This is a genomic window from Modestobacter sp. VKM Ac-2985 (assembly GCF_026967925.1).
Taxonomy (GTDB): domain Bacteria; phylum Actinomycetota; class Actinomycetes; order Mycobacteriales; family Geodermatophilaceae; genus Modestobacter.
The window spans coordinates 1004996-1021574 of sequence record NZ_JAPVBI010000001.1 but is presented as its reverse complement, the minus strand read 5'-3'; the positions used below and the strand labels follow the sequence as shown (position 1 = coordinate 1021574).

Annotated in this window: 16 protein-coding genes; 9 read left to right on the top strand and 7 right to left on the bottom strand. The window is 74.2% G+C overall.

Going from position 1 to position 16579, the window contains the following annotated elements:
* Window positions 1-12: 12 nt before the first annotated feature.
* Window positions 13-570, bottom strand: coding sequence for a YceI family protein (locus tag O2V61_RS04780; RefSeq protein ID WP_269182178.1), 558 nt, complete (start codon window positions 568-570; stop codon window positions 13-15).
* An 89-nt stretch (window positions 571-659) separates the two neighbouring features.
* On the opposite strand from O2V61_RS04780, the gene O2V61_RS04775 reads away from it, so the two are divergent.
* Window positions 660-1178, top strand: a complete 519-nt coding sequence (locus O2V61_RS04775) for a MarR family winged helix-turn-helix transcriptional regulator (RefSeq protein ID WP_269182177.1) — start codon at window positions 660-662, stop codon at window positions 1176-1178.
* Window positions 1179-1295: 117 nt separating this feature from the next.
* On the top strand, window positions 1296-2168 hold the full coding sequence (locus O2V61_RS04770) for a type IV toxin-antitoxin system AbiEi family antitoxin (protein WP_269182176.1): 873 nt from the start codon (window positions 1296-1298) through the stop codon (window positions 2166-2168).
* Window positions 2169-2224: 56 nt separating this feature from the next.
* Here O2V61_RS04770 and O2V61_RS04765 read toward each other — a convergent pair whose 3' ends face one another.
* The 3 genes from O2V61_RS04765 to O2V61_RS04755 all read right to left on the bottom strand — a co-directional run bounded on the left by O2V61_RS04765 (window position 2225) and on the right by O2V61_RS04755 (window position 5251).
* A complete protein-coding gene (locus O2V61_RS04765) occupies window positions 2225-3391 on the bottom strand; it encodes a glycerophosphodiester phosphodiesterase (RefSeq protein ID WP_269182175.1) in 1167 nt (388 codons plus the stop codon).
* 206 nt (window positions 3392-3597) lie between these two features.
* Window positions 3598-4362, bottom strand: a complete 765-nt coding sequence (locus tag O2V61_RS04760; protein WP_269182174.1) for a crotonase/enoyl-CoA hydratase family protein — start codon at window positions 4360-4362, stop codon at window positions 3598-3600.
* A gap of 34 nt (window positions 4363-4396) precedes the next feature.
* Complete coding sequence (locus O2V61_RS04755) at window positions 4397-5251, bottom strand: patatin-like phospholipase family protein (protein ID WP_269182173.1); 855 nt, start codon at window positions 5249-5251, stop codon at window positions 4397-4399.
* 93 nt (window positions 5252-5344) lie between these two features.
* Here O2V61_RS04755 and O2V61_RS04750 point away from each other — a divergent pair, with 93 nt between their 5' ends.
* Window positions 5345-7165, top strand: coding sequence for a class I adenylate-forming enzyme family protein (locus tag O2V61_RS04750; RefSeq protein WP_269182172.1), 1821 nt, complete (start codon window positions 5345-5347; stop codon window positions 7163-7165).
* Here the strand turns inward: O2V61_RS04750 and O2V61_RS04745 are convergent.
* The gene (locus O2V61_RS04745; RefSeq protein WP_269182171.1) at window positions 7056-9218 is read right to left on the bottom strand and encodes an MMPL family transporter; all 2163 of its coding nucleotides are present in this window, start codon (window positions 9216-9218) and stop codon (window positions 7056-7058) included. The genes O2V61_RS04750 and O2V61_RS04745 overlap by 110 nt on opposite strands.
* Window positions 9219-9258: 40 nt before the next feature.
* On the opposite strand from O2V61_RS04745, the gene O2V61_RS04740 reads away from it, so the two are divergent.
* From O2V61_RS04740 to ggh, 3 genes are all read left to right on the top strand, one after another.
* Window positions 9259-9801 (top strand): MarR family winged helix-turn-helix transcriptional regulator, encoded by a 543-nt coding sequence (locus O2V61_RS04740; RefSeq protein ID WP_269182170.1) that lies wholly within the window; start codon window positions 9259-9261, stop codon window positions 9799-9801.
* Between the two features lie 94 nt (window positions 9802-9895).
* Window positions 9896-10921: a potassium channel family protein gene (locus tag O2V61_RS04735; RefSeq protein ID WP_269182169.1), complete on the top strand. Its 1026-nt coding sequence runs from the start codon at window positions 9896-9898 to the stop codon at window positions 10919-10921.
* A gap of 160 nt (window positions 10922-11081) precedes the next feature.
* Window positions 11082-12638, top strand: coding sequence for a glucosylglycerate hydrolase (gene ggh / locus O2V61_RS04730; RefSeq protein WP_269182168.1), 1557 nt, complete (start codon window positions 11082-11084; stop codon window positions 12636-12638).
* Window positions 12639-12683: 45 nt separating this feature from the next.
* Here the strand turns inward: ggh and O2V61_RS04725 are convergent, their stop codons facing one another.
* Window positions 12684-13685: an aldo/keto reductase family protein gene (locus tag O2V61_RS04725; RefSeq protein WP_269182167.1), complete on the bottom strand. Its 1002-nt coding sequence runs from the start codon at window positions 13683-13685 to the stop codon at window positions 12684-12686.
* Window positions 13686-13809: 124 nt separating this feature from the next.
* On the opposite strand from O2V61_RS04725, the gene O2V61_RS04720 reads away from it, so the two are divergent.
* On the top strand, window positions 13810-14313 hold the full coding sequence (locus tag O2V61_RS04720; protein WP_269182166.1) for a hypothetical protein: 504 nt from the start codon (window positions 13810-13812) through the stop codon (window positions 14311-14313).
* 123 nt (window positions 14314-14436) lie between these two features.
* Window positions 14437-15621 (top strand): serine hydrolase domain-containing protein, encoded by a 1185-nt coding sequence (locus O2V61_RS04715; protein WP_269182165.1) that lies wholly within the window; start codon window positions 14437-14439, stop codon window positions 15619-15621.
* Between the two features lie 37 nt (window positions 15622-15658).
* Here the strand turns inward: O2V61_RS04715 and O2V61_RS04710 are convergent, their stop codons facing one another.
* A complete protein-coding gene (locus O2V61_RS04710; RefSeq protein WP_269182164.1) occupies window positions 15659-15871 on the bottom strand; it encodes a LuxR C-terminal-related transcriptional regulator in 213 nt (70 codons plus the stop codon).
* A 90-nt stretch (window positions 15872-15961) separates the two neighbouring features.
* Between O2V61_RS04710 and O2V61_RS04705 the strand changes: the two genes are divergently transcribed.
* Window positions 15962-16420: a hypothetical protein gene (locus tag O2V61_RS04705; protein ID WP_269182163.1), complete on the top strand. Its 459-nt coding sequence runs from the start codon at window positions 15962-15964 to the stop codon at window positions 16418-16420.
* Window positions 16421-16579 lie beyond the last annotated feature (159 nt).

The following is a 16579-nucleotide window of genomic DNA, read 5'->3' as shown; positions in this document are numbered from 1 at the left end:
ACGGGTGCCTGATCAGGCGGTGCGGAGCACGCCCTCGATCTCGAGCTCGACCTCGATCTTGTCGCCGACGACGACGCCGCCGCCGTCCATCGGCATGTCGATGTCCACGCCGAACTCCTTGCGGGAGATGGAGGTCTTGCCGGAGAAGCCGGCCCGCGTGCCGCCGTAGGCGTCGGGGCCGAAGCCGTTGAGCTCCAGGGCCATGGTGACCGGCTTGGTGATGCCCTTGATCGTCAGGTTGCCCTCGACGACCCAGTCCTCGCCCTTGTTGCGCACGCTGGTGGAGCGGAACTCCATGACCGTGTGGTTGCCGACGTCGAAGAAGTCCGCGGACTTGATGTGCGCGTCGCGCTGCTCCTGGCGGGTGTCGATCGAGTCCATGTCGACCGTCGCGTGCACCGTGGAGAGGGCCGGGTCCTCGGCGGTGACGATCTCGCCGGAGAACTCGCGGAAGTAGCCGCGGACCTTGCTGACCATCATGTGGCGGACGGCGAAGCCCACGGTGGAGTGGGAGGCGTCGATGTCCCACGTGCCGACGACGTAGCCGGGGATCTGGGTGATGCTGGCCATGGTGTTCTCCAAGTGGTTGAGCGTTTGACCGGTTGCTTGGGGCGTAGCGTAGTTGAATGCTTGAGCATTCCGCCAGTACCCTCGCCCCCATGACGAGTGACGTGTCCCCCGTGGCGCGGACGGCGGCCGCACCCGCCGCGGTTCCGCCCGCCGCGACGCGCTGGCTGGACCCCGACGAGCAGCGCGCCTGGCGCGCCTGGCTGTACAGCTGGATGCTGCTCGACGACCGGCTCGACCGCGAGCTCACCAGGGAGACGGGCATCTCGCACGCCTACTACGAGATCCTCGTCCAGCTCTCGGAGACCGAGGGCCGACAGCTGCGGATGAGCGAGCTCGCCGAGCGGTGCCTGTCCTCGCGCAGTCGACTGTCCCACGCGGTCTCCCGGCTCGAGGAACGCGGGTGGGTGCGCCGGCAGGTCTGCCCCGACGACGGCCGTGGACAGCTCGCCGTCCTCACCGACGAGGGGTTCGCCGCACTCGAGGGGGCGGCTCCGGTGCACGTGGAGAGCGTGCGCAGCCACCTGTTCGACCAGCTCAGCCCGGAGCAGGTCGCCGCGATGCGCGACATCGGCGAGACCCTGCTGCGCCACCTCCACGACGAGGCGTAGCCCGCGCACCGAGTGACGACCCAGCGGGCTTCCCTGCCCCGGGAAGCCCGCTGAGCTGCCACTCACCGGCTGTGGACGACGCCAGCGGCGACCTGCCCCGCTGCGCCAGGGTGCGGCGTGCCCCGCCCCACCCGCCGTCCCGATCCACTCCGCGGCCGCGTCTTCCGCGGCACGGCGGCCGTCCGCGACGGCCTGCTGACCCGGGACGACCTGCGCAGTCGCGCCTGGGTGCGACTGTTCCCCGACGTCTACGCCGATGCCGCCCTCGACGTCACCCACACGGTGCGCGCGCGGGCGGTGGGCCGGCTGCTGCTCCCGCACGGCGCCGTCTCCGGGGTCAGCGCTGCGGTGCTCTGGGGGCTGGCCGACCTCGCCGGCCCGGAGGACGACGTGGAGGTGACGGTCGCGCCGGGTGCGCCCCGCGGTGCCGCACCCGGCGTGGTGGTGCACCGCCGCGCCGTCCCCGGAGAGCGGGTGCGCCCGATCGAGGGAGTTCGGGCGACCTCCCCGGAGACGACGGCGCTGGAGCTCGCCGGCCGGCTCCCCCTCGATGACGGCGTCGTCCTGCTGGACCGGTTCGTCGCGGCACGGGCCACCACGCTGGCCACCCTGCAGCTGACGGCCGCCGAGCTCACCGGCCGTGGGTGCCGCCGAGCCCGGACGGCGTGTGCACTCGCCGACGGGCTGGCCGCCTCACCCCAGGAGACGCGGCTCCGGCTGCTGCTCACCCGGTCGTCGCTGCCGCCACCGGTGGCCCAGCACGTGGTCCGCCGCGGCGGGGTGTTCCTGGCCCGGGTCGACTTCGCCTGGCCGGCGAGCCGGATCGCGCTGGAGTACGAGGGAGCGTGGCACACCACCCGCATCGCCGCGGACCGGCGGCGGATCGAGTCCCTCCAGGCTGCGGGCTGGCGGGTGCTGTTCGTCACCGCCGCCGACCTGCACTCCCCCGCGGCCCTGCTGGCGAGGATCGCCGCCGCACTCACCGAGTGACGGCCCAGCGGGCTTCCCTGCCCGGGGAAGCCCGCTGAGCTGCCACTCACCGTGCGTCAGGCGGCTGGGGACAGCTCCGCGTCCTCGAAGAGGTCGCGGGTGAGCACGCCGGTGTCCGGGTTGTCGGTGAAGATCCCGTCCACGCCGGCCTCCCAGAACGCCAGCTGCTCCTCCAGCGCCCGGCCGTAGGCCGCCGGGTCGGTGCCCTCGTCGAGCTCGGCGGGCAGGAAGGCGTTTTCGTTGCGGAACGTGTACGGGTGCACCAGCAGGTCGACGGCGTGCGCGTCGGCGACGAAGGACGTCGGCTCCCCCAGCGTGCCGTCCTCGGCCAGCGGGATCACCTGGTTCTTCTCCGGGCCCACCCCGTCGGCGTACCGGGAGATCACGGCCAGCCCGACCGCGGTGGACAGGTCGGCGTAGGTGTACGGCTGTCCCGCGGCGACCAGGTCGGCCGGGGCACCACTGGCCGACAGCAGCTGCACCAGCGGCACCTCCACCCCGGCCGCGTCCAGCTCACGGAGGTTCGTCGTCTCGAACGACTGCAGGAACACCGGGGAGTTGCGGCGGTCGAGGCGCGCCTCGCGCAGGTCGGCCACCAGCGGCTCCTCCAGCGAGAGCCCGATCCCGTCGAAGTAGGTCGGGTGCTTGGTCTCGATGTAGGCCCCGATCTCCCGGCGGAGCTCACGGCTGAGGTCCTCGCGCAGCTGGAGGAACTCGTCCAGGGTCGGCACCGCGAACAGCCCGTCGTAGAGGGTGTTCTCCTCCCGGAGTTCCGGCAGCCGCTCGACCGCGCGCAGGGTCTGCAGCTCCGCCAGCGTGAAGTCCTCGGTGAACCAGCCGGTCAGCTCGACGCCGTCGACAGTCTTGGTCGTCTGCCGGTCGGCGAACTCCGGGCGGTCGGCGACGTCGGTGGTGCCGGAGATCTCGTTCTCGTGCCGGCAGACCAGCACGGCGTCGGCGGTGCTGACCACGTCGCACTCGAGGTAGTCCGCGCCCATCCGGGCGGCCAGCTCGTAGGAGGCGAGCGTGTGCTCCGGCCGGTACCCGGAGGCTCCCCGGTGGCCGATGACCAGCAGGTCCTCGGCGGGATCGGCGCCGGGAGGGCCACCGTGGTGAGAGCCGCCCGGTGGGGTGGCCGAGGACGCCGGGGCGACCACCAGGGACAGCAGGACGGCGAGCAGGGCGGTCAGCACAGCGGCGGACAGCCGGGACGTACGGCTCATCGGGACCCCCACGGGCTCGGACGGCGACCCTCGCCGACGGCCCGCCCGACCAGCACAGTGCGCCCTCGGCCACCGCACAGGCAAGGCCCGGCGAACACCGGGTGAAGCCGACCGGCGCGTCCGGCGAGTCGCCCGGCGCGTCGCCCTCAGCGCTCAGCGAGTGACAGCTCAGCGGGCTCCCCCGGGCAGGCAAGCCCGCTGAGCTGTCACTCGCCGCGCCAGACCGGGGGGCGCTTCTCGGCGAAGGCCCGGGCACCCTCCAGCGCGTCGGCCGAGCCGAACACCCGGTCGGCCAGCTCCCGCTGCGCGTCCAGCGCGGCCCGGTCGGTCCACCCGACCGACCCGGCGATCAGCTGCTTGCTGGCCCGCACCCCGAGCGGGCCGTTGACCACGATCCGGGCGGCCAGCTCCCGCGCACCGGCCAGCGCGCCGCCGGGCTCGGTGAGGGTGTTGACCAGGCCGAACCGGTGCGCCTCCTCGGCGGGCAGCGGGTCACCGGTCAGGGCCATCTCCATCGCCCGCTGGTAGGGCAGCGCCTTGGCCAGCCGCAGCACCCCGCCGCCGGCGGCGAACAGCCCCCGCTTGACCTCCGGGATGCCGAACCGGACGTCCCGGGCGGCCACCACCAGGTCGGCGGAGAGCGCCAGCTCGCAGCCGCCGGCCAGCGCCCAGCCCTCGACCGCGGCGATCAGCGGCTTCGCCGGGGGCGCCTCGGTGAGCCCGGCGAACCCGCGGCCCTCGATCCGCGGGCGCTCGCCGCGGGCGAAGGCCTTGAGGTCCATGCCGGCGCAGAACGTGCCGCCCGCCCCGGTGAGCACCAGGACGGCGACGTCGTCGCGGGCCTCGAACTCGTCGATCGCGGCCGCCAGGGCCTCGGTCGTCGCCAGGTCGACGGCGTTCTTCGCCGCCGGCCGGTTCAGGGTGAGCACCCCGACCCCGTCGGTCACCTCGGTCAGCACCGGTGCGGTCATGGCGTGTCCTCTCGTGTGGGTCGGGAGCGCGGCCTCAGCCCTGCCACACCTCGGCGACCCGCGCGGCGACAGTGGCCGCCTGGGTGCGCCCGGCCCGGGCCGATGGTGCACGGGCGGCGGGGTCGAGCACGTTCTTGCCGATGGCGGCCCGGCTGGCCTCGTCCGGGGCGACGACGGCGACCCGGCTGACCAGGCCGGTGACCTGGGCGTCGACGCTGGCCATCGGGCCGGCGCCGCGCGGCAGGGGGGCGATCACCACGATGCGCTCGTACTCGGCGGCCAGGTCGGCGTTGGCCGTCGAGCGCATGCCGCCGTCCATGTAGCGCCGGTCGCCGACGGTGACCGGCGGGTACACCCCCGGGACGGCACAGCTGGCGCCCACCGCGGTGACCAGGTCGACCCCCGAGTCGCGGGTGAAGGGGGTGAACTCGCCGCTCTCGGTGTCGATGGCGGTGACCACCAGCGGCCGGTCGGGCCACTGCGCGCCGGCCAGCCGTCGCTCGATCGCGGCCCGGCGCTCCTCCTCCGACGGCGTCCGGCCGGTCTCGGCGGCGGTGCGCGCCAGCTGGCCGATCCGGCGGCGGAAGGCGCCGTCGTCGCGGCGCGACAGCAACATGGCCAGCCCGTACCGGGCCAGCGTGCCGCGGCCCATCCGGGACGCGGTCTCCTGCGGGCCGACCGGTTCCAGCTGCCGCTCGTGCAGCGAATCGACGTCGGCCCCCGTGGTCACCAGGGCACCGACCACCGAGCCGGCCGAGGTGCCGACGACGAGGTCGGCCGACGTCAGGTCGACGCCGGCCTCGGCGAGCCCGGCGAGGACCCCGATCTCCCAGGCGATGCCGGTGACGCCACCGCCACCGAGGACCAGGGCCGTGCGCTGAGAGCTCATCCGGCCATCCTGACGCACGTCGCCGGTCTCGACTCGACGAGTGACGTACGCCACCCTGATGCCCCAGCACCGCCGCTGACCAGAGGACGACGGATGACCACGACGCAGGCCCCCAGCACCACCCCGGCAGCGCCCGAGCGGTCCCCCTGGCCCCCTGGCCTGCCGCGCTCGCTGGACTACCCGCTCGCCCCGGTCGGCTCGGTGCTGCGGGCCGCGGTACGCCGCTGGGGCGACCGGACGGCGTTCGTCCACCACGACGTGGAGCTGTCGTTCACCGAGCTGGGCCGCCGGGCGCACGCGGTGGCCGCCGGGCTCGCGGCCCGCGGCATCGGCCGGGGTGACGTGGTCGCGGTGCACCTGCCCAACTGCCTGCAGTACCCGGCCGTCTACTACGGGGTTCTGCTGACCGGTGCGACCTTCTCCCCCACCAACCCGCTGCTGCCCCCGGCCGGGCTGGCGCACCAGCTGGCCGACGCCGGCGCCCGGGCACTGGTCACCTGGGAACCGGTGCTGCCCGTCGTCCGGCTGGCACTGCCCGGCACCGGGGTGGAGACCGTGGTGGTCACCGGCCCGCAGCAGATCGGCGACCCGACCGCCGCCGTCGACCTCGCCGACCTGCCCGGTGCGGTCTCGCTGGCCGACCTGCTGGCCGCCGACCCGACCGACGCCCACCGCGACGCCGACCTGGACCCGGTCACCGACCTGGCGCACCTGGCCTACACCGGCGGCACCACCGGGGTCAGCAAGGGCGTGGAGCTCCCGCACCGGGCCGTGGTCACCAACGTGCTGCAGTCGGCCTGCTTCAGCACCGGCTCGGTGCCGGCGCTGGACGCCGAGGGCGACGTCACGCTCGACCAGTTCGGCGACCCGGCCGAGCACCCCACCCGGCTGGGCACCGCCACGATCATCAACCTGACGCCGTGGTTCCACGCGATGGGGGTGATCGGCTACCTCAACGGGCAGGTGCTCAGCGGCGCGACCGTCGTGGTGCACGACCGGTTCGACCCGGCGCGCTACGTGGCCGACGCCGTCCGGTACCGGGTGACCAGCATCGGCGGCGCGCCGCCGGTGTTCGTCGCGCTGCTGCAGGTCCCCGGCATCGCCGAGGCCGACCTGTCCAGCGTCCGGGGCTTCTCCAGCGGCGCGGCTCCGCTGCCGGTGCCGCTGATCGAGCGGATGGCCGCGTTGGTGCGCGGGGTGGTGATCGCAGAGGGCTACGGGCTGACCGAGGTGACGATGATGGCGACCGGCAACCCGCCGCACACCTCGGGGATCCGCAAGCCCGGCACGGTCGGCGTCCCGCTGCCGGACACCGAGGTCAGCATCCGCCCGCTGGGCGGCGGTGACCCGCTGCCGGCCGGGGAGCGCGGCGAGGTCTGCCTCCGCGGCCCGCAGCTGATGCGCGGGTACGCCGGGCGGCCCGACGCGACGGCCGAGTCGATCGACCGCGACGGCTGGTTCCACACCGGCGACGTCGGGGTGCTGGACGCCGACGGCTACCTGTCGATCGTCGACCGGACCAAGGACATGCTGCTCTACAAGGGCTACAACGTCTTCCCGCGCGAGCTGGAGGAGATCCTGTTCGGCACCCCCGGGGTGGCGGCCGCCGCGGTGGTCGGCCGGCCCGACCCGGAGGCCGGGGAGCTGCCGGTCGCCTACGTGGTGAGCCGGGCCGACGACGCCGGTGCGGCACTGACCGCCGCGGGCGTGATGGCGGTGGTCAACGAGCAGGTCACGCCCTACACGCGGCTGCGCGACGTCGTCTTCGTCGACGCCCTGCCGGTGTCGCCGGCCGGCAAGGTGCTCAAACGCGAGTTGACCGCTCGCGAGCGTGCCGCGGGGCCACCTGAGCGTGCCGCGGGGCCGCGTGCGCCGGCCGGTGCCGGGGACGGCCGAACGGCCACCACCAGTTGACGTCACCGAACAGCGCGACCAGCGCGGGCGTGAGCACCCCGCGCACCACGGTGGCGTCGAGCAGGATGCCCAGCGCGAGCGTGGTGGCGAAGATCTTCACGTCGACGACCGGCACCGTGGAGAGCGCGACGAAGGCCAGGAAGAGGATCAGCGCCGCCGAGGTGACCAGCCGGCCGGTGTACGCGACGCCGTGCACGGTCGCCTCGTCGGTGCTCATGCCGGCGTCCCGGCCCTCCCGGATCCGGGACAGGATGAAGACCTCGTAGTCCATCGACAGCCCGAACAGGAACGAGAACGCGGCCACCGGCACCCAGAAGGTGAGCGTGCCGGTGGCGGAGGCGCCGAAGAGGGTGTCGGTGAGGTTGCCCTCCTGCCAGATCCACACGGTCATCCCGTAGGCGGCCGCGATCGACACCACGTTGAGCAGCAGCGCCTTGACCGGCAGCCAGATGGAGCGCAGCGCCGGGGCGAGCAGCGCGAAGGTGACGACGACGACCAGCGGCAGCACCCACCAGGCGTTGCCGTAGATCGCCTCGACCGAGTCCGCGTCGCCGGCCGCGGTGCCACCGACCTGAGCCCCGGGGAGCTCGTCGGCGGCCGCCCGGACGGCGGTCAGCGCCTCGCGACCGGCCGTGGACGACGGGTCGTCGGCGAGGACGACGTCCACCAGCCCCGTCCCGCCGTCCTGCCAGGCCTCCCCCTCGGGCGCGAGCACCCCGGCCACGCCCTCGACCTCGGACAGCCGCTCGACGGCCGCGGCGCGGTCCTCGGTGAGCACCTCCACGGGCCGGACCAGCCCGGCCGGGAGGCCGGCGCCGGTGAGCTCCTGGAAGGCGGTCGCCGCCGGGGCGGACCCGGTGGCGATCGCCGAGACCTGCGGGGAGCCCAGCCGGATGCCCAGCACCGGGGAGGCGAGCAGCAGCAGCAGCGCGGTGGCCAGCGCTGCTGCGACCCAGCGGTGCCGAACCACCGTCGTCCCGATCCGGCGCCAGGCGCGGCTGTCCGAGCCACGCGCCTCCCGGCGCGGCCACTCCAGCCGCCGCCCGGCCGAGGCGAGCACGACCGGCAGCAGGGTGAGCGCGACGAGCACGCTGACCAGCGGGATGAACAGCCCACCGAAGCCGACCGTGCGCAGGAAGGGCAGCGGCAGCACCACCAGCGTCAGCAGCGAGATCGCCACGGTGACCCCGCTGAAGACGACCGCGCGGCCGGCGGTGGTCATCGCGGTGCGCACCGCGGTCAGGTCGTCGGCGCCGGCCGCGCGCTCCTCCCGCCAGCGCATGACCACCAGCAGCGAGTAGTCGATCGCCACGCCCAGCCCGATCAGCCCGACCAGGTACTGCACGATGAAGCTGACGTCGGTGACCGTGGTCAACGCGAGCACCAGCAGGAAGGTCGTGGTGATCGCCACCGCGGCGACCAGCAGCGGCACCAGCGCCAGCAGCGAGCCGAACACCAGCGCCAGGACGACGATCGCCCCGCCGGCGCCGAGGGCGATCTCCACGATGATCGGCCGCTCCTCACCGCCCCCCTCGGCCAGCAGCGGGGTGCCGGTGACCACCGGCTCGACCCCGGCCACGGTGACCCCCTGCAGCGCGCCCTCCAGCTGGGGCAGCGCGGCCGCGTAGGGCGCCGGGCCCTCCACCGCCGGGGGCCAGACCAGCACGACCGCGGTGCCCTCGGCGACGAGCACGTCGGTCGCCGCGCCCTCGTCGAGCGGGCTGGCCACCCGCCAGCCGGGCTGCCGCAGCCGGTCGACGACGGCGGCCAGCTCCTCGCGGTTCTCGTCGATGCTGCTGCCCTCGGGCAGCGCCACGGTGACCGCCAGCGGGTCGACGCCCCCGCCGGTGCCGAACTGCTCGACGATGGCCTGGTTCGCCTCGTACGCGGGCTGCCCGGGCGTGGAGAAGTCGAACCCCAGCCGGTCGATCGTGGTCGGGGCCAGCACCCCGCCCACCACCGCGAGCGCCAGCCAGGTGAGCACCACGATCCGGCGGTGCCCGAGCACCCAGTCGGCCAGTCGGCCCATCTCGTCCCCCTCGACCCGAAGCATCAGGAGGCTGATGCTCTGCGGACAACCTACGGTGTCCTCCGTGGCGGATCCAGCGGACGGCGACGGCCCGGGCGCCGGGCTGCCGCCCTGGCTCGCCGAGGACCCCGCCGGCATCCCCGCCTACGCCCTCGCCCGGGCCGGCGCCGCGGTCAACGCGCTCTTCGCCCGGGAGCTGGCCACCGTCGGGCTGCGGCCGCACACCTTCGTGGTGCTGGTCCACCTGGCCCGCGCCCGCACGCTCACCTCCGCAGAGCTGGCCCGCCGGCTGCAGCTGACGCCACAGAGCATGAGCGCCCTGCTGCACGGGCTGGTCGACGCCGGCTGGGTCGAGCGGCCCGGGCCGGTCCGCCGCGGCCAGCGGGCCCAGGTGCACATCACCGAGGCCGGCCACCAGGCGCTGCTGGCCGCCGGCCCGGTGCTGGCCGAGCTGGGCCGCCCCGCCGTCCTGGGGCTGACCGAGACGGAGGCGGCGACGCTGCACGGCCTGCTGGACCGGGTGCTCGCCGCCGTGCAGGCAACGCCCGGGGCGGAGCGGCTCGGCGGGCCGCAGCCCAACCCGGGACCGGCCGACACCCCGACCTGACGGCGGCGGGGCCCACGGTCCCCAGCCACGGCGGCTATCGTCCCGCCGGTGACGTGCGAGCGGCCGGTCCGGTGAGCAGGGTGAACGGGGCATCGTGAGGGACGACCACAGCGGCGTCCACCTGCCGCACACCGAGGAGTCCCCGGCCCGGCAGGTCGGGCGCCGGGTGATCATCGCCGCCACCGTCCTGATCGCCACCGTGCTGATCGTCTACCTGCACCGGGACAGCTACGCGGACAACCAGGGCGGCGAGATCAGCCTGCTGGACGCCACCTACTACGCCACCGTGAGCCTCTCCACCACCGGCTACGGCGACATCGTCCCGATCACCGCCGGCGCACGGCTGGTCAACATCGTGGTGATCACGCCGTTGCGCATCATGTTCCTGATCGTTCTCATCGGGACGACCCTGGAGGCGCTCACCGCGCGCTCCCGGGAGGAGTTCCGGATCCGACGCTGGAGGTCTCGCGTGCGCCAGCACGTCATCGTGTGCGGCTACGGCACCAAGGGCCGCAGCGCCATCCGCGCCCTGCTCAGCACGGGCACCGATGCCGACCACATCCTCGTCGTCGACCCCTCGCCGCAGGCCATCGACGAGGCCACCGCGGCGGGGTTCACCGGTGTGCTGGGCGATGCCGGTCGGATGGAGGTGCTGCGCCGCACGTCGGTGGAGAAGGCCCGGGCGGTCGTGGTGGCGGCCGACCGCGACGATGCGGCCGTGCTGATCACCCTGACCGTGCGGCAGCTCAACCCGACGGTGCCGATCACCGCCAGCGTCCGCGAGGAGGAGAACGCCAGCCTGCTGCGCCAGTCCGGCGCCGACTCGGTGATCACCTCCTCGGCCACGTCCGGGCGGCTGCTCGGCCTGTCGACCGACCAGCCCGGCGTCGTCGCGGTCGTCGAGGACCTGCTGACCAGCGGGCGGGGGCTGGACCTCGCGCAGCGCACGGTCAGCCAGTCCGAGGTCGGCCTCGGGCCGCGCCAGCTGCGGGACGTCGTCCTGTCCGTGGCCCGCGGCGGGCGCACGCTGCGCTTCGACGACCCGCTGATCGGCACCCTGCAGAGCGAGGACGTGCTCGTGGTCGTCAAGGCCCACCGGACGGCGCACGAGAAGGGCTGACCCACCCGCTGGAGCATGCCGGGCCCGTCCGCGTGAGACTGCTGGCGTGGCGGTCAACGACCGTCGCGTGACGTTCGCATGAACTGTGCCCGGCGGGCAGGCGTCTCCCACCATCGCGGGTGAGGATGGCCGGGCACCGGCGAGAGGAGCGGACCAGCAGATGACCGTGTCCCAACCGAGCGCGGTGGAGATCGGGCTGATGTCCGGCCGCGCCGGCTACGTCCTGCGGGCGAACGACCGCGGCGCCTTCACCGTCGCCTCCCCCACGCTGTACCCGCACATGTGGAGCTGGGACGCCGGTTTCGTGGCGCTGGGCATCGCGACGGTCTCGGTCCCCCGGGCGCTCGACGAGCTGCGCAGCCTGCTGTCGGGGCAGTGGGCGACCGGGATGATCCCGCACATCCTGTTCCACGAGCCCAGCGACTACTTCCCCGGCCCGGAGCGCTGGCGCACCCAGGTGGCGGCCGCCCGCCCGGCCGGGGTGCTGACGTCGGGGATCTGCCAGCCGCCGATCCACGTCATCGCCCTGTCCCGGATCCTGCACGACGCCCGCCGGAAGGGCGGCGCCGACCTCGAGCTTGCCGAGGAGTTCGTGCGGGAGACCTTCGACCAGTGGCTGGCCTGGCACTCCTACCTGGCGACGGCCCGTGACCCCTACTCCTACGGGCTGGTGGAGATCCACCACGGCTGGGAGTCCGGGATGGACGACTCCCCGCGCTGGGACTCCCCCTACGCCAACGTGCACCCGCAGCCGGACATGCCGCCGTTCGTCCGCGCCGACCTGGCCCACGTCGCCGACCCGTCGCAGCGGCCGACCGACGCCGAGTACGCCCGCTACCTGTGGCTGCTGGAGCAGAAGGTCCGCACCCGGTACGACGACACCGCCTACCGGGCCACCGGCGACTTCGTCGTGGGCGACGTGCTGGTGTCGGCGCTGCTGGCCGCCGCCAGCGACCTGCTCGCCGACATGGGCGAGGAGCTGGGGATCGGCGGCGGCACGGCCGGGGGTGTGGAGCAGTCCCGGGCGATCGCCCGCCGGTTCCGCACCGGCGTGCTGCGCTCGGTCGACACCCGGACCGGGCTGGCCCGCGACCTGGACCTGCGCACCGGCCAGTGGCTGGACGTGGAGAGCGCCGCCGGGTTCGCCCCGCTGCTGTGCGGCGGCGACGAGGCGCTCACCCGCCGGCAGCGCGACCTGCTGCTCGGGCCGCGGTGGTGCGGGCACTCCCGGCTGCGCTGGCCGGTCATGCCCTCGGTCTCCCCCGCCTCCCCGGCGTTCCGGGAGCAGACCTACTGGCGCGGGCCGCAGTGGCCGGTGCTCAACTGGCTGATGGCCTGGGCGCTGAACCGCTCCGGTGAGCCGGAGGCCGCCAACCAGCTGCGGCTGGCCGGGCTGTCCCAGCTGATCGACTGCGACTTCGCCGAGTACTACCAGCCGGTGACCGGCGAGACGCTCGGCAGCCGCGACCAGTCGTGGACGGCGGCGATCGCGCTGGACTTCCTCGCCGCCCGGCGTCCGGCCCAGCGGCGTCCGGTCCGCTGGCTCACCAGCGAGCTGCCCCGGATCACCCCGGCCCAGCGGGACACGCACCGGGACGCCCCGCGCGATGCGCACCATCCCTCGCCGGTCCCGCACACCGGGCACGTCGCCGGCCGCCGCCCGCCGCACGGCCGCGGCCCGGCCACCACCCCGCAGCCCCAGCAGCGGCCGTCCTGACCGGGCCGGGCCGGGCGGGCTCCGGCGAGCCCGCCCGGCCGGGTCTCACGGCCGCGGGTCGGGGCTGTTGGTCAGCGCCGGGTCGGTCAGCGCCACCGGGGCGAGGACCTCGTCGATCCGCTTCTTGACGTCGTCGTCGAGCCGGACCCCGGAGGCCTTGACGTTGTCGGTCACCTGCTCCGGCCGGCTGGCCCCGATGATCGCCGCCGCGACGTTCTCCTCCTGCAACACCCAGGCCACCGCGAGCGTGGCCATCGTCAGCCCCAGGTCGTCGGCGACGGGCTTGAGCTCCTGCACCCGCTCCAGGACGTCGTCCTTCATCCAGCGGGCGATCATGTTCGCCCCGCCGCCCTTCTCGTCGGTCGCCCGCGAGCCGGCCGGCACCGGCTGGCCCGGCAGGTACTTGCCGGTGAGCACGCCCTGCGCGACGGGTGAGAACACGATCTGGCTGATGCCCAGCTCGCGGGAGACCGGGATGACCTCCGCCTCGGGCACCCGGTGGAGCGCCGAGTACTGCGGCTGGTTGGACACCAGCGGGATCCCCAGCTCGTCGGCGAGGGCCTTGCCGGCCCGGATCTCCTCGGCCCGCCACTCCGAGACGCCGATGTAGAGCGCCTTGCCGCTGCGCACGACGTCGGCGAAGGCCAGCATCGTCTCCTCCAGCGGCGTCTCGTAGTCGTAGCGGTGGGCCTGGTAGAGGTCGAGGTAGTCGGTGCCGAGCCGGCGCAGCGAGGCGTCGATCGACTCGAGCACGTGCTTGCGGGACAGCCCACGGTCGTTCCGGCCCGGGCCCGTCGGCCAGTAGACCTTGCTGAACAGCTCGATCCCGCTGCGCCGCTCACCGGCCAGCGCCTTGCCCAGCACCTCCTCGGCCCGGCCACCGGCGTAGACGTCGGCGGTGTCGAAGGTGGTGATCCCGGCGTCGAGGGCGGCGCGGACGCAGGCGTTCGCCGCGTCGGCCTCCACCTGACCGCCGTGGGTGATCCAGTTGCCGTAGGTGATCTCGCTGATCTTCAGGCCGCTGCGGCCCAGGTGTCGGAACTCCATGTGTCGTTCCTACCCGCTGGCCGAGGTCACGGCTCGGCATCGAGTCCACGACCGACGGGAGTGGGACGCGGGCAACGGGGGCAGTCCCCTCCCGGACCATGCCCACGACCTGAAGGAGTTCCCTGTGAAGCGGACGATGCTCTTCGCCGCCACGGCCGCCGCCGCTCTCGTGCTCACCGCCTGCGGGGACGACGAGGACGGCGTCGGAGGCTCCTTCGAGGCGCTGGACGACGGGGCGGTGACCGAAGAGCCCGAGGTGCTGGTCGACCTGACCGGCGAACTGGTCGACCCCGAGGGCAGCGTGCTGGGCACCGCCACCTTCGGCAGCACCACCAACGGGACGGAGATCGAGGTGGACGCCAGCGGGCTGACCCCGGGCGATCACCCGATGCTGCTGGTCAGCGAGGGCGGCTGCACCGAGGACGCGATCGACAGCGCCCCGGTGGCCGACCTCCCGGACCTGCCGGTGACCGAGAACGAGGTCGGCGAGCTGAGCACCCTGGCCGGGGAGTTCGACCTGGACCTGCTGGCCGACGAGGACGGCACCTCACTGCTCGTGCTGCCACTGGAGGACGAGGACCTGGCCGACGACGCGGCCTGGGTGGCCTGCGCCTCGATCGAGGGCTGAGGAGACGCCACTCCCGGGTGCAGCCTGCGCCACCTCGGGTGACCCCTGGGCGGGATCGATCGGCGCGGCCTCCCCGGACAGGCTCGGGAGGTCCGCACGATCGACCTGCTCCGAGGAGTCCCCGTGCCCGCAGCCACCGCCCCGAACCGCTCCCCCATCCCCCGCCGTACCTGGGCCACGCTGCTCGTCGCCGCCGCTGCAGTGACCACCGCCGGCGCCACCGGCGTGCTGAGCCCCGACGACGCTGCGGCCGATGCCGCCCGGCCGGCGCACGCCCTGCAGGGTGAACTGGACGCGCTCGTCGCCGACGACGGGTTCCCCGGCGCGCTCGCCGCCGTCCGCGGCTCGGGTGGCCGGGTGCACCACCTCACCGCCGGGGTCGGCGACCTGACCACCGGCGAGCCCGTGCCGGTCGACGGCGAGGTGCGGATCGCCAGCAACACCAAGACCTTCGTCGCGACCGTCGTCCTGCAGCTGGTCGAGGAGGGGCTCGTCGACCTGGAGGCACCGATCGAGCAGTACCTCCCCGGCCTGGTCCGCGGCCCGGGCGGAGACGGCAACGCCATCACCGTGCGGCAGCTGCTGCAGCACACCAGCGGGCTGCCCGACTACGTCGACGTCGTCGTCGCCGACCACGCCGCCAACCAGCACCGCTACGTCGAGCCGCACCAGCTGCTGGACATCGCGCTGGCCCGGCCGGCCACCTTCGCCCCCGGCAGCAGCTGGCAGTACAGCAACACCAACTACGTGCTGGCCGGCCTGCTCGTCCAGGAGGTCACCGGCCGGCCGATCGGCGAGCAGATCACCACCCGGATCATCGAGCCGCTCGACCTGGACGACACCTACTGGCCGCACGAGGGCGAGCAGGAGCTCCGCGGCGACCACCCGCACGGCTACTACGCCGCCGAGCCGGGGGCCGAGTACGCCGACGTCACCGTGCAGGACCCCTCCTTCGGCTGGGCCGCCGGCCAGCTCGTCTTCTCCCCCGGCGACCTGCTGGACTTCTTCACCGCGCTGGTCGACGGCGAGCTGCTGACGCCCGCGCTGCTGGCCGAGATGCAGGCGACGGTGCCGGCGCCGGACTCCTCCGCCCGCGGTGACGAGGCCTACGGGCTGGGGCTGCAGACGTTCACGCTCAGCTGCGGGGGCACCGCCTGGACCCACGGCGGCGACATCCCCGGCTACGAGACCCGGGGCGCGGTGACCGAGGACGGGCGCGGCGCGATGGTCGCGGTCACGGCCCTGCCCACCGCGCTCGAGCAGTACGTGCACGTCGAGGACGTCGTGGACGCCGCGATCTGCGAGTGAGGGAGGACCCCGGCTGCGCCGTCGCGCAGTCGGGTGCTCAGCGCAGCGGCACCAGCCCCGACGCGTAGGCAGCGATCACGGCCTGCGTGCGGTCCCGGGCGCCGAGCTGGCGCAGCAGGCTGCTGACGTGGGTCTTGACGGTCTGCAGGCCGAGGAACAGCTCGGTGGCGATCTCACCGTTGCTCAGGCCGTGCGCCATCAGCCGCAGGTCACCGGCCTGGTCGTGCTGGCCCTGCGGCTGCGGCGGCACTGCTCGGCGCCTGCTGGGGCTGCACCGCCGGGACGCTCAGCCGCACCGATCTCGGTCCCCACGGGCCGGGGCGCACGGGAGGATGGCTGCATGACGACCACCGCGGCGCCCCCGCGAGCAGGTGCAGTCCTCGCGTCGGGAGCGGCCACCGTCCTCTGGTACGCCCTGCCCGACGGCATCTCCTCGCGCACCGCTCGGGGATGGGTGAAGGTCGGCCTGTTTGCCGGGTCCCTCGCGCTCAGTGCACCCGAGCTGCGGGCGGCGTTGGCCACCACCCGTGAACGGCCGGGACCCGGCGGCGGCGATGACCCGCCGTTCACCTTCCGGTCGCTGCCCGCCGGCAAGCAGGCCGTCACCCTCGGCTCCGCGGCGGCCGCGCTCGCCCTCGCGGCCCGCGGGGTGGTCGCCGTCGAACGATGGGCCTTCCGCCAGGGACAGGCCCGGGCCGCGGCCGGCAAGCGGCTCCCGCACACCGGTCCGGCCCTGGCGTACGGCGTGCTGACGATCGGGCTCTGGCTGGTCCCCGCACCTTCGTCCGACCAAGCCTGAGCGCGCGACCGACAGTCCCGTCCTTGAGCCAGCAGACTCAGCGCAGCGGCCGATGAGGTCGTCCGGGTCCGCCTGCTGGAGGCACGGCGGCCTGGCAGGACGGCGAGTACCGGATCGACGAGCGCTCCGACCTGGGGATGAGGTGTGTTCGCCGATGTC

What these genes read in the sequence shown, in the direction of transcription:
- O2V61_RS04760 (WP_269182174.1), bottom strand. Translation starts at nt 4,362, where the DNA reads ATGACCGCACCGGTGCTGACCGAGGTGACCGACGGGGTCGGGGTGCTC.
- O2V61_RS04775 (WP_269182177.1), top strand. Translation starts at nt 660, where the DNA reads ATGACGAGTGACGTGTCCCCCGTGGCGCGGACGGCGGCCGCACCCGCC.
- O2V61_RS04745 (WP_269182171.1), bottom strand. Translation starts at nt 9,218, where the DNA reads ATGCTTCGGGTCGAGGGGGACGAGATGGGCCGACTGGCCGACTGGGTG.
- O2V61_RS04750 (WP_269182172.1), top strand. Translation starts at nt 5,345, where the DNA reads ATGACCACGACGCAGGCCCCCAGCACCACCCCGGCAGCGCCCGAGCGG.
- O2V61_RS04765 (WP_269182175.1), bottom strand. Translation starts at nt 3,391, where the DNA reads ATGAGCCGTACGTCCCGGCTGTCCGCCGCTGTGCTGACCGCCCTGCTC.
- O2V61_RS04755 (WP_269182173.1), bottom strand. Translation starts at nt 5,251, where the DNA reads ATGAGCTCTCAGCGCACGGCCCTGGTCCTCGGTGGCGGTGGCGTCACC.
- ggh (WP_269182168.1), top strand. Translation starts at nt 11,082, where the DNA reads ATGACCGTGTCCCAACCGAGCGCGGTGGAGATCGGGCTGATGTCCGGC.
- O2V61_RS04725 (WP_269182167.1), bottom strand. Translation starts at nt 13,685, where the DNA reads ATGGAGTTCCGACACCTGGGCCGCAGCGGCCTGAAGATCAGCGAGATC.
- O2V61_RS04780 (WP_269182178.1), bottom strand. Translation starts at nt 570, where the DNA reads ATGGCCAGCATCACCCAGATCCCCGGCTACGTCGTCGGCACGTGGGAC.
- O2V61_RS04705 (WP_269182163.1), top strand. Translation starts at nt 15,962, where the DNA reads ATGACGACCACCGCGGCGCCCCCGCGAGCAGGTGCAGTCCTCGCGTCG.